The sequence below is a fragment of the Paenibacillus sp. P5_B5 genome, assembly GCF_056400365.1.
The window spans coordinates 40,075-53,554 of record NZ_JBFULK010000022.1; the positions used below are offsets into that span (position 1 = coordinate 40,075).

Annotated in this window: 6 protein-coding genes; 3 read left to right on the forward strand and 3 right to left on the reverse strand. The window is 37.4% G+C overall.

Going from position 1 to position 13,480, the window contains the following annotated elements:
- Position 1: 1 nt before the first annotated feature.
- From AC1DOK_RS22080 to AC1DOK_RS22090, 3 genes are all read right to left on the reverse strand, one after another.
- Complete coding sequence (locus AC1DOK_RS22080) at positions 2-5,164, reverse strand: polymorphic toxin-type HINT domain-containing protein (RefSeq protein ID WP_477556463.1); 5,163 nt, start codon at positions 5,162-5,164, stop codon at positions 2-4.
- A 6-nt stretch (positions 5,165-5,170) separates the two neighbouring features.
- Positions 5,171-9,637 carry a hypothetical protein gene (locus AC1DOK_RS22085; protein WP_477556464.1) on the reverse strand — a complete coding sequence of 1,489 codons (4,467 nt, stop codon included), beginning with the start codon at positions 9,635-9,637 and terminating at the stop codon, positions 5,171-5,173.
- 147 nt (positions 9,638-9,784) lie between these two features.
- Positions 9,785-9,943, reverse strand: coding sequence for a hypothetical protein (locus AC1DOK_RS22090; RefSeq protein ID WP_477556465.1), 159 nt, complete (start codon positions 9,941-9,943; stop codon positions 9,785-9,787).
- 489 nt (positions 9,944-10,432) lie between these two features.
- Between AC1DOK_RS22090 and AC1DOK_RS22095 the strand changes: the two genes are divergently transcribed.
- From AC1DOK_RS22095 to AC1DOK_RS22105, 3 genes are all read left to right on the forward strand, one after another.
- The gene (locus tag AC1DOK_RS22095; RefSeq protein WP_477556466.1) at positions 10,433-11,434 is read left to right on the forward strand and encodes a M23 family metallopeptidase; all 1,002 of its coding nucleotides are present in this window, start codon (positions 10,433-10,435) and stop codon (positions 11,432-11,434) included.
- A gap of 4 nt (positions 11,435-11,438) precedes the next feature.
- Positions 11,439-11,879 carry a bactofilin family protein gene (locus AC1DOK_RS22100; RefSeq protein ID WP_477556467.1) on the forward strand — a complete coding sequence of 147 codons (441 nt, stop codon included), beginning with the start codon at positions 11,439-11,441 and terminating at the stop codon, positions 11,877-11,879.
- A gap of 273 nt (positions 11,880-12,152) precedes the next feature.
- Positions 12,153-13,460 carry a hemolysin family protein gene (locus AC1DOK_RS22105; protein ID WP_477556468.1) on the forward strand — a complete coding sequence of 436 codons (1,308 nt, stop codon included), beginning with the start codon at positions 12,153-12,155 and terminating at the stop codon, positions 13,458-13,460.
- Positions 13,461-13,480: the final 20 nt, after the last annotated feature.

The window sequence follows — 13,480 nt, forward strand, 5'->3', positions numbered from 1 at the left end:
ATTACTCAAGTTCGACATGGTAATTCGTGAGTCTATTACCTTTCTTATCAAACGATTCGAAATTGGCTTCATATACGCCCTTACCATACTTTTGCCCTGTTCTAACTGAACTTAACCCATCTTTGCTAGTATAGAGCATTCCTCCGTCAATCTTTTGTACTTTCGCTCCCTTACCAACGAAATCAATTGAAGCATCATGTATTAAATCGGCTGAAACTTTCGCACCTTGTAAACCATCATTTTTCTTCGAGTTCCTAGCCAAATCTGCTAAGTCGGAAGCTGAACCGCAGAACTTATTTATATTATGAACCCAAATCCCCAAATCGCTTACAAAATAAGTATGGAAGTCAGCAACAGTAAAGTTATACACCCTAACTTTCTCATCATGCTTAACAATCTTGATGGTGTCAATCGTTAAGGTATTACCATTACTCTGCTGTAGCTTATCCCCCACCTGCAAATCAACCGCTAGAACCCATCCTTTACCTTCAACCCAGAATGGATGGTTATCGGTCGTTTCAATAACTTGGTCACCTATAGTAAGTTCATAGATGATTTCCTTATCATTTCGATATAGATGTGTGACTTCCTTGTAAGCCTGTTCTCCAGTCTCTTCATTCTTTGAGAGAACCTTATCTCCGACTTCAATGTCTTCGATATTTTTCTCCCCTTCGTCTGTTTGAACCTTAGTCCCAGCTGTAAAACAATTACAATCTCCAAGTATTTTTTCTCCCTTTTTAACCAACGATCCGACTTTTTCTAGTTTTATGAGTTTCCCCCATGGAGCCAAGCTAGCTAAAGCAAGAGCCTTTTCATCTAATGAAGTATCAGAATTTTTTAAAGTATTTATATCATCAAATAATAAGAAATTAGCTGCTTCAATTGCAATTGTCTTATTTACTTCAACTTGTGTTTTAAGCTTGAATTCACAATTTTCGGGATCTGATGCACATATCAATGCAGGACTCGGATACATCGATATCCCTATATGCCCACTCGGATCAACATACTTCAATGGATTATTTTGTACATACGTATAAAGATTCAACGACAACGGATTATTCTGTTCCCCTTCATACGTATCCTCATTCATAAATCTAGCTGTTCCTGGATCATACCACCTTGCCCGAAGATATTGTAAACCCGTTGTATCATCCCAATATTCACCTGAATAACGCAATGAATTCGGTACAGTCTCTTTTGCTGTTAGAGGTCCGCCCCAAATATCATACGAATAACTGTTAAGGATCTTACCTTCAGCATCGACCAGTCCAATTACGTCTCCATGGCCATTCAACTGATAATATTGGATTTTTCCACTTTCCTTATCTAAGCGCGATTTTAATTGCCCATTTAAATCATATACATAAACATAACTTAGTTTTGATCCATCAGATGATGAAATCTTTGCTTCGGCTACTAACTTTGCTTCATCATCATAATAATATCGAGTTATTTCATCTTTTTCCTTGCGCTCGTATAACAGACCATCGCCATTATAGCTATAAACCACATCTTTGCCTTCACCTTGCACCTTCACTAGTCGATTTTGGGCATCATAGGTGTAATTGGCGTTTTTCAAACCATGTATTTTCCCGCTCCCACTGTCCAAACGATTCCCATTCGCATTATAAGAATAATTTTCATTCTGGCTACCAGACTCACTCTTGATACGATTTAAGGAATCATACAAATATTGATCTTCTACTCCATTTTGAGTTCGAGAGGAGATGTTCTTATTATTATCATACAAATATCCAAAATCAGACATCATTGTTCTATTTTGCTGAGTTGTCAAGCTAGCCAATTGATATCCATCATACTTGAACCCAGTCTGCAGTCCACTGCCAAGTAATTGGCTTTTAAGCAAGCCGTTTGCCTGATACTCAAACGTCATATTATCAAGCGGAGAAGCAATTGAAGTGACACCAGCCTCCTGAGCTGCTGAACCTATTGTTACATCCATCGAAGTAACGCGATTCATTTCATTTAGTTTGCCAGATATCTTTAAAGAAGCACCCACTGTATCAATTACTGAATAACCAATTCGCTGTTGTGAATTGTTCTCAAAATCAATTTGTGTTCCATCTGGATAACTCATGCTTTGCAAAAATCCATCTGCTTGTGCATACGTGTAAGATGTTGTACCCGTAGCATCTGTCATGGACTTTCTTCTACCTCTATCATCATACGTATATGTAACCGAAAAATCAGTTCCCGTTACACCTGTAAGTAAATTCTCACTAGAATACGTATAGGCTGTCGATCTTCCTAATCGATCAATTTGTTGAATCAGGTTACTACGTAAATCATAAAAATAACTTGTTGACTGATTTTGCGGATCAATTTGCTTAATTAATCGTCCCAATTCATCGTATTGTTTAGTAGTTACTTGTGTATCAGGATAAATCATACTTAAAATTTGCCCTGTCAAGCCATAAATATAACGTGTTGTTCGCTGATCAGGAGTCAATACAGATTGTAACTGACCGATAGCATCATACGTATATTGCGTGCGCTGTCCGTTTCCATCAGTTACTGATGTAATATTACTAGATAAATCATATTCCCTTTTCTCTAGTGGAACAAATGAACCTTCCTTCCATTCCTCAACTGAAATGATTCGACCTAACAAATCTGTATTTCCCCTTATCTTATTACCAACTGCATCTGTATTAATGACATTTTTTCCAACCACATTATATTCTTTCAGAGCTGTTGTGCCATCAGGAAATTGTGTTTGTACCTGGCGACCAAAAGCATCTGTTGTATATCTTGTTGTATTTTTCTCTGCATCAGTAGAAGAAATAAGATTTCCTTCTCTATCATAAACGAATTGATATGCTGCATTTGCAGTTTGTTCTTCCACCATCAAACCAAACGGATTGTATTGTTGTTTCGTGATGATCCCATCTGCCGCTTTCCGAATAATTAAATGATTCACATCATCATACGTAATTAAAGCCTCGGTACCATCTCGAAATACCGTCTTAGTTAGTCGCCCATTAGCATCATATTCAAAGAATTGTTCTTTTCCAGAACCGTCCGTATGATTTTGTAGTTGTCCTGCTGGTGTGTAGTTGAACCGCTCTGTAACCACTTGTGTCTTTGAAAGTGCATCGTGCACTGTAGTAGACTCTGAAGTAGGTAGATAAGCCCCATAAGGAGATTCATAGGCATAAGTAGTCTGAATATCGTTCCGATTATCTTTGATTATGCTGGTTTTCAATCTCCCTTTCTCATCAATTACATAATCAGATTGGGCGAGCAGTAGCCCACCAGAACCGTTATAGACTACACTTTTTATACTAGTTCCTTTCGGATTATAACTATACTCCTCTATACGTTTTAGCGTATCATTCACTTTTACTTCTGTTCGTAAGGGCAATTGCCAGTGATACGGTGCAGCAGAGAACTGATATTTATACGTTGATTCCTGCCCTGTACTGAGTTTTGAAGATGTTATCATTCCCTGATCATCATATGTGTAATTTGAGACCAATTTATCTGATACAAGACCCGCTTGTTCAGCAAACTCCTCTACTTGTAGAGGCGTATTCCGATTAATTTCTGTAGCATAACTATAGTTACTTGTATAAGTAGTTTCATCGCCTTTTTGAAGTTGTTGCTTCAATCGTATCCAATCAGGCTGCTTTTCACCTCCAAATGATTTAGTAAAACTATACTTTCCCTGAATTCTGCCATCTTGGCTCGTAGTCACCCAGTTAGTAGCCTTCCCATAGGAGTCCAAATCTTCACCTGAATAAGTAAAACTAACACTTCCCAAAATCTCTTGACCTAATGTTGTGCTATATTGATTATCACGGCCAAGAACTTTGTAGACATGTTGAGTTGCTACTGGTCCAATTTTTTTTAGCAACGATATATAATGAATATTCGTCACCGCTGAGGATGGATGGATGATTTGTGTGAGTAAAGTTGCCTGATTAATTCCTTGCTCCTCAATGTTCGCTGTAAGTCCGGGGAGAAAGTTAAATCGTGAATTGTTTGTTTCATAACTGTATTTCGTAGTACGATTCATTGAATCAATTACTCTGTTTAATACCTTATATCCATTCACATCTGACTTTTGATAGATCACTTTACGAGCTGTTCCTGATAACTGTACCGTAATTTGAGATTCCTCATACAAAAATTGCAGAGCACTTCCCTCTTGATTACGAATCTGATCAAGAACAGAAACACCATTTTGAGAAGTATAAGTAAAATCAATCTTGTTCCCATACGAATCTTTTATTTGCAGCAAAGCACCCTCTGCGCTAAGTAAATAATCATAACCATTAAGGATTGAAATTCGATAAGTGCTTGTAATCCCATTCACACTGACTGTAGAATCTGCTTGTATAGTTATATCCTTCCATGCATACCCCTCAAGTTGCAATGTATCGGTTAACTTAAAAGTACCAATCGAAGGAAGATATACTTTCTTCACTCCAGCATGAAGATTTATGGAAGGAACTTCCCAATACCAACCGCGACCTAATGATGTAGAAAGTTCTTCTTTTCGAATTGTAGTTTCATTCTGATAAGTACCATTTTCATTTATATGCACCCCAATTTGGTCATTTGCACGTGAACTATCATAAGTTCGAGCTAAGTTAAACGGAATAAGTCCCGGTAATTCCAAGTCAACACTGCTGACTTGCAAATCTCCCGAAGCCAAAGAAATCCCATCTGATCCATATGTAATCATGTACATAGAAGATGTATCCTGCAAGTTAAGCCGTTTCCATGCAGTATCATCCACTAAAGGATCAGTTGTTGGATAAATGCTAGTTAATTTATCCTTCTGTCCATGAATAGGATCAGCTGCCTCATTCACTTTTAAATCAACACCTGAATTATTAATTACTTGTTTTTTTACCTGCTCTTTGCTTAGCCACGTTTCAGCAGATGTCACACCATTTTGTTCAGCATTTAAAGCTTGATAGATTTGATATAACGAATAACCAGAATCAATCTGTCGATCTATCCATGCCTCGTCTTTGTTGTATCCCTCTTCTAATCCCTTTAAAGTAATGACTGAGAAAGGAGCTTGTCCTTCGTCTCCTGAAATTGCTTTTATTTGTTCACCATATGCAATACCATTAAACTGACTAAATAAACATACCAAACAAAGTAATACCATATACCACTTTTTCAACGATATTCACTCCTCGATAATCTTAGTAGTTAATTGTTTTTGAAAAGGGAAAATATTTTTAATTCTTTGAACTAAATTTCCGTTTTGATCATATTCAAAATGAATCTGATCTCCCGTAGATAAAGTGATTTTAGTAAGTCTATTTGCCGCCCCATATTCATATACGCTCTTGGCTTGCTTATTCATCTTTGCAGCTTTAATCACTGCGCTAAATGCTTGAGTATCCTTCTCAGTTAGCTTGAGATAATAATAACGGTTAGCAACCAAATCCCACTCGAGTGTCGTATAGTCATTTCCATATATCTGCTCTACCTTTGTGGAAGTAATCAGTTGCGTAGTTAATTCTTGATCTTGATAAAGAACTAGTTGAGGCTCGGTATCCTTCTCTCCCGTTTCTTTAATAGCAAAACGATAGGTTCCTGTTGACCTTGGTTGAAATCGATAATAGGATATCTGACCCTTCTGACTGGAAACTTGCTGTTCTACCATATCGATTAAATCGGTAAAGAGTATTTTTATGTTTTCAATCGAGAAGGCCCTTTCAGGTCCACCAAAGTGAATTACTTCCTTAGAGGTATTAAAGAGTTGAATACTTAAATTACCACCAATTATTTGCGCCCCATAGGCATGTTCACCTTTACTGAGTTGATTATTTTTGTCATCCAGAATCTTAAAGTCGTAAAAACTTCCTTTAGAAGATGTTGCATCACTAATAACGGAACTTTGGTAATAAGTAGTATTCCGGAATGCGATCTGCTCATTTGTTTCTAGCGTTTTCTTGACTAAAGCTGGTTTCGAACTCAATAGCACAATAACTGATCTATCATATTCAAAAGTGATGGGATTAGCAGATGTAACAGTTACAACTAGTGAATCATTGGTTCGCAAAATAACTGACTTTGCAGAAGTGTCCATTCCAGCTTCCATTGGTTGATCTGTAATCATGTAGAGTGCATAATCAAACAATACATTGGAATGTGGAGAAATCACACTTTCAACTGTGGCATTTTCTGCTCTTTCATTAAGAAAGACATAGCTTTGCCCCTGATTAATAGTTATCTGTTTTTTGCTCGGGGTTTTCACAGGAGTAACCTCAAACAATCGATAGACCGCTCCAAAATTAATTGAGTAATCAGAAACTACCGTTATGACTACTCTCTCACCAGGACCAACTGATGGCTCAACAAAAGTAGAAAACTCTTGAGCCCTCTGTGTACCATCAGCCGCATAAATGACATAATCAAATAATTTTTGATTATTAGAATCAGCATCACTATTAAGAGGTATTCTCTGAGAGCTGATGTTGGTATATTGATAACTCATTCCTTTTGTTAAAATATGACGATGAAAGGCAGGTTCAGAAACAAACTCTGATTGAATTATCTTTGTAAAGCGTACAGTCACATTTTTTTTAGAAATATTAGTTATAATCGCTTTTCCGCCGGAAGGAACACTTGGTACCGAAGAAGTATCAAATCCACTTGCCACTAATGTACCATCGGCATGATAAACAGCAAAATCGGTATTATTTCCTAAGCCATCCGTTTTTTCAAGCTGAAAAGGTTGATTACTTGTATTAGTAAACCAAACGCTTTGTTCAGGACTGATTACGACAGAATTATGCCCACCGCTATCATCTTCTCCACGGAAAATCCTATATATAGCACCATAGGTAACTGCATTTTCAGAAGCAGTTGTAAAGACTACTTTTTCACCAGGTTGAAGAACAGGTGGCGTAGTCCAAGCTTGATGATTGGAGCGAATTATTCCATCAGTTCGATAAACCACAACATCAAATAACCGTTGTTGAGTTGAAGATGCATTACTATCTAATCCTTCTTGTTCACTTCCAATATTAACAAAAGAATAACTTTCACCACGATTTAAGATCACTCGGATATATGCAGGTTCATTGCTTTCTTCAACCGAAAAGTCATCTGTATAGTCAAATACTATGGGCTGATCACCAGCAACTGTTACAACCGCTTCGCCACCTCTTGGAACATATGGACTGCTCGATCTTTGATTAAAACCATCAGTATAAACAGTTCCATCTGTTTTATACATTACATAATCAAATATTCCACCAACTTTTGAGGCATCATTTTTTATTGGATTAGACAATGAGCCATTGTTCCGAAAAAGAACAGATTGCCCTGGATAAACTGTTATTTTGCTAATTGCTTCATTTGAACGATTCTCCACATCAAACAATTTATAGAGTGCTCCCATCGTCACAGGTTCATCTGAAGCTCCTGTAATCACTGACTTATGTCCTGCGGAAACTGATGGATTGTTATATGTTGCTTTTCCTGTGTAGCGCTCTGTACCATCAGGATAGTAAGTTACATAATCAAATCTTCGACTATTTGATGTTGTAGCATTACTTTCCAACTCTTCTTGTCCTTCACTATGATTAATAAAAGTGACACTTTCCCCTTTATATAAAGTCACACTATGATAAGCGGGCTCTGCTGAATATTCAACTGAGAAATCATCTGTATAATCGAATACTATTGGTGTTTCTCCTGAAACAGTAAATACTCCATATCCGTATGAAGGAATGCTTGGATCAACTGTCGCATGAAAATCATCAGAATAGGAAGTTCCATCCATTTTATAAATCGCATAATCAAATATCATACCTTTAGAAGAACTAGCATCATTTTTGATTGGATTATACAGTGATCCATTGTTATAGAATATAACGGATTCACCTGGATAAACTGTTATTTTGCTAATTGCTTCATCTGAACGATTCTCCACATCAAACAATTTATAGAGTGCTCCCATCGTCACAGGTTCATCTGAAGCTCCTGTAATTACTGACTTATGTCCTGCGGGAACTGTTGGATTGTTTCTTGATGCTTTCCCTGTGTAGCGTTCTGTGCCATCAGGATAATAAGTTACATAATCGAATCTTAGATTATTTAATGTTGAGGCATTACTTTCCAATTCTTCTTGTCCTTCGCTATGATTAATAAAAGTGACACTTTCCCCTTTATTTAAAGTCACACTATGAAAAGCAGGCTCCGCTGAATATTCAACCGAGAAATCATCCGTATAATCGAATATAATTGCTATTTCTCCTGAAACCGTAAATACTCCATATCCGTGTGAAGGAATGCTTGGATCAACTGTCGCATGAAAATCATTAGAATAGGAACTTCCATCCATGTTATAAATTGCATAATCAAAAACCTTACCATTAAATAAACTAGCATCATTTTTAATCGGATTAGTCAGCGATCCATTGTTATAAAATACGATAGATTCACCTGGCAATACGGTTATCCTACTTATCGCATCTCCTCCAGTATGCCGTGCATCAAATGTACGATAAGGAACACCATATGTAACAGGAGTCGCTGTCACTTGTGTAATAACACATTTTTTCCCAGATGCAATCGAAGGCTTTGAACTAGTATTGCTACCACGTGAACTCTCTGTCCCATCAGCTAGATAGATCACATAATCAAATCGATCCTTTGAAGTTCCATTACTTTCTAAGGAATCTGCCTTGCTACTTATATTGGTAAATTCATAGCTTTCGCCCTGATTTAAAGTCACACGGGAATAAGCTGGTTCTGCACTTATTTTTCCCGAAAACATTTCGTAGGGTAAACCTACAGTAACAGGTGCAGCACCAATACCTGTGATTATTATTTCTCCTCCTTTAGGAATAGAAGGATTTCCCACCGAATTCATATCTGAAGTACTCAATTCACCATCTTCTTTGTAAACGGCATAGTCATAAATTTTATTTTTACTGCTTGCCGCATCACTTAATAAGGTTTGAGAGTCCGTACTCTCATTGATAAATCGATAGTTGTCTCCATAAGATAATGTCTCCCGTTTTAAAGCTGGGTTTGAAGAATGTGCATATGAAATATCTGGCTTTATTGTCACCTTCATCTCACTAGTACCCGATGCTGTAACAATTGTCGTATAACCACCAGTAATCGAGATTCCATACAAATAATCCATATGAGCTGTATATAGTGTCCCATCTGCTTTATATGTAGCAGAATCAAAATAGATGCCTTTTGTAGAAGATGTATTTATAGGGAGGGTCTGCGTTACTTTTCCATTATTCGTAAATGAATAAGATTCACCTGGATACATTATAAGTTCAATATTATCAGCCAGAGTAGAAGCATCTTCAAATGGCGGAATTAATTCTTCTTGTGGCAGATCGGTCGGTGGCAGCGTTGGGTCTTCAACTTCTGGTTCCTCAGGGGGAGGTACTATAGGATTTCCTGATTCCGGCTCCCCAATGGGTGGTACTACAGGGTTTTCTATTTCTGGAAGTTCAGGTAATGGGTTTCCCGATACATCAGTAACAGGATTGTATGATCCATCCATCATCGAATTAACATTTTTCGTAGGATCTGCAAAAGTGATACTAGACTGAACTAAGCTTAAACTCAATATTATAGTAAACATTACAGAGAGTGTCTTTTTCCATTTCATTAGTATGAAATACCTCCTAAATAGCAAATATTTTTCTGAATTTTATTAAAATATTTTATTTATCAAATAATATTGGCGACTAATTATTCATCGATCTGTTTGATAGCACAGGAAGAACAATTCTAATGTGCTTGTTGATAAAATCTGTTATCCATCGTTCATTAATATCTTGTCATACTTTGAAATACTATGTAATGAAATACGATTAGGTGGTGGAACAAATTTATTACAAGGAACACCCTCTTCACATAACACCTCATATAATTTAAACCCATTTCCTCCTTTTATATTTACAATAATCCTCATATTTATCACCTCCTTCTCAATACTTTAAGAATATTCATAAATAAAGCTCTTTAAAAAAAGCATACATTTTGAGTTAATACCACTCATTCCAAAATAATATACTTCTTTTCATTCCCTTCTAAAAGTTATCTAAATACTTCTTTTTCTGCATAAATAACCATAAATATATTAATTTTTATATTATAATTATTCTTATCGGAAATTTTTGTAAAAAATTGAATAGCAAGCCCTAATTTGAAAAATGATCTAATCGATTAAAATGTTGTACGATCCTGAAAACAAGGCTCTTAATAAACCGATTCCGAAAGAACTATCCAAAAAAAGGGGAAACGCATACTAGGAGACCTCATTAATTGCTCTTTTCAAAGTAAGAGAATGTATAATAGGCTTCTTTTTTAAACTCTTAACTTGTAATTTTCGTCATGTCCCGTATTTCAGAGGCATACAACTATAAACAGGGGTTGTTTTTATGGAGGGAAAGGAGAATGCATGAAGTTCATTTGGGGCAAAAAGGAATTCACCCTAATGATCATTCCCGGCGCCAATCGCCGTGTTATTCGCATGAAGCTCCCGCAAAGCACCTTTGTAATTATTCCGACAGTGTTAGGGCTTACTCTGATCGGCTTTCTTCTCACCTTGTATGTAATGAAATCTAACTTGAATGAAACAACACTTTCCCTGCAGCAGGTAAATGAGCAACAAGAAGAGCAATTTAGTGAGAAGATCGCTATTCAATCCACTGAGATGCAAAAATTACAAAATGAATTAATTGACTTCTCAGAGCAAGCCAACCAATTCAAAAGTAAGCTTGCGGAAATTCAGAAGTTAGAGCATGTGATATCCATCATGACCGAAACTTCGATTTCTAGCACACAAAGCTCCATTAACCCCAACAACAGGACAACACCGCAGGTCACACCCGACGTAGGCGGTCTAGAAGAACCAATTTCAGACGCGGATTGGATCAAGCTGCTTGGTGATACCAAGACAGATTTGAACGATCTTGTAGGCAGCATTGAGGTATTACTAGGTTCACTAACAGATTCTGAGAAGAAATTGGTAGAAGCCCAGTATATTCGTGAGATAACTCCTACCATCTGGCCTTCAGATTCCCGCCTTATTTCTTCTGGATTTGGAGTCCGTAAGGATCCATTCACATCCAAAGCTTCCATGCACACAGGACTTGATATTGACGGCGATACAGGTGACAGTGTCTACGCTGCTGCTGAAGGAAAAGTGATTGAATCAGGTGCTCATACCGATTTTGGAAACTACATACTAATCAATCACACCCGTGGTATTCAAACCAAATACATGCATCTCAGCAAAATACTCGTCAAAAAAGGCCAGTTAGTGCGTAAAGGTGAACAAATTGGTCTAGTCGGTAGTACCGGAAGAAGTACAGGTTCACATCTTCATTATGAGGTCATCAAAGACAATGTGAAGATCAGCCCCGTCCCCTTCTTAATCTCTTCAAGAAAGGAGAAATAAGTGTATGCTTGTGAGAAAGAAGAGTCATTATGCTGGAGGTTCACCCGATTCCATTATTGGCATAAACACCCTATGTGAAGGCAAAATTATGTCAGAAACTTCAATCCGAATCGAAGGACAAATCCAAGGAGAAGTCGACTGCGCAGAAGACGTTACAATTGGAGAAGGTGGCATTGCGCAAGCTCGTATTCATGCACGCGATGTCATTATTGCAGGTAAAGTCAAGGGAGATATAAGTGCCAAAGGAAAAATCGTGATCACACGAACAGGCGAGTTAATCGGCAACGCTTATGTTCGTACGATTATTATCGAAGACGGTGGCATCCTAAATGGTAGTTGCTCCATGCCTTCGACTACTACTGAGGAGCCAACCCTACCTAAGCTAGTAAGTGCACCAAGCGGTAAACATGAGCACTCCACTACTCCTAACCTAAAAGCGAATTAAGAATGGTAATAACCTGTGTGTCTAGCACAGGTTATTGTTTTTTATCATGATTGATGTGCTTTTGATAAGCATATTTGACAACTAATTGCGAATACATATGAATCAACAGCAGACTTAACCCTTTGACTCAAGTTTGACTGTTCTGATTTTTTCCTTCATAATTTATGTAATTATTTGTTTTCCCTAAACTATTTACCCAAAGGAGGTGCAACCTATCATTCTCCCCTCGGAGAGATAGGATGTTGCTTGGAAAGTGACCCCATCCCCATATTTATGAGTTTATTGTTAGTTTTGTTCTTGGTTGCTTTAAATGGCGTATTTGTCGCTGCTGAATTTGCGATCGTCAAGGTACGAGGTTCTCGAATCCATGAGATGGCAGAAAGCGGAAATATTCAAGCCAAATTTGCCAAACATATCGTAAACAATATAAGTGCTTATTTGATTGCTACCCAGCTAGGAATGACAGTAGCAACCTTTGCTATTGGATGGTTAGGTGAACCGGCTGTTGCATCCTTGCTAAGACCCCTGTTTGAAACATGGAATCTACCAAATTTTCTTCTTCATACTCTTTCCTTAATAGTAGCGTTTACCTTACTTACCGTTATTCACATCATTATAGGTAAACAATTCCCTAAAATGTACGCTATTCGGATGGCGGAACAGGTTACATTGTGGCTGGCGGTTCCTATGATTATTTTCTACAAGATCATGCGACCACTGATTTGGTTTCTTAATCAATCATCGAAGTGGTTACTCAGCAAATCAGGTATTGAGCCGAATGAAGAATATGAATCTGCTCATACTGAGGATGAAATTCGGATTCTTATGCAGAATAGTCACAAGAATGGAATGATCAATAACGCTGAGTTTGTATTATTCGATAATATTTTTGAATTTACTGAAACAAATGCTAGAGAAATTATGATTCCTAGAACAGAAATGGTTTGTCTATATGCACATCTTACGTATGCAGAAAACAAACAAATCTCCGTGCAAGAAATGCGAACACGTTACCCGGTTTGTGATCCAGACAAAGATAATATCATCGGATTTATTCATATAAAGGACTTCTTGCAGAATGAGAGCCTTCATGCAGATCTTCGCTCGCTGATTCGTCCGGTGTTAAGTGTTCCAGAATCGATGCAAATTTCTTCGCTTCTTCAGCTCATGCAGAAGAAAAAAACCAAGCTCGCCTTATTAATTGATGAATATGGCGGTACAAGCGGACTAGTAACTCTACAAGATATTTTAGAGGAAATTGTTGGAGAAATTCAAGACGAATTTGATGAAGAACGCCCCACTATCGAATTTATGGAAGAAGATAGCTATTCAGTTGATGGACTCATGCTAATAAGCCAAATTAATGACTTACTACACACGGATATTGATACCGACAATTATGATACGATCGGCGGCTGGATGTATTCACAGGTAGAAATTCCTCCGAGAATACAACAGAAGATTGTGCATAATGGATATGAATTCATGATTGATGAAGTCGATCATTTGCGCGTCTCCCGTATTCTGATTCGTCGTATTCTAACTAAAGATTATTACTTAGAAAATGGAGAAGTATCTTAACAGTAGAACGCGCCCATCCC

What these genes read in the sequence shown, in the direction of transcription:
- AC1DOK_RS22090 (WP_477556465.1), bottom strand. Translation starts at nt 9,943, where the DNA reads ATGAGGATTATTGTAAATATAAAAGGAGGAAATGGGTTTAAATTATAT.
- AC1DOK_RS22105 (WP_477556468.1), top strand. Translation starts at nt 12,153, where the DNA reads ATGAGTTTATTGTTAGTTTTGTTCTTGGTTGCTTTAAATGGCGTATTT.
- AC1DOK_RS22100 (WP_477556467.1), top strand. Translation starts at nt 11,439, where the DNA reads ATGCTTGTGAGAAAGAAGAGTCATTATGCTGGAGGTTCACCCGATTCC.
- AC1DOK_RS22095 (WP_477556466.1), top strand. Translation starts at nt 10,433, where the DNA reads ATGAAGTTCATTTGGGGCAAAAAGGAATTCACCCTAATGATCATTCCC.
- AC1DOK_RS22085 (WP_477556464.1), bottom strand. Translation starts at nt 9,637, where the DNA reads ATGAAATGGAAAAAGACACTCTCTGTAATGTTTACTATAATATTGAGT.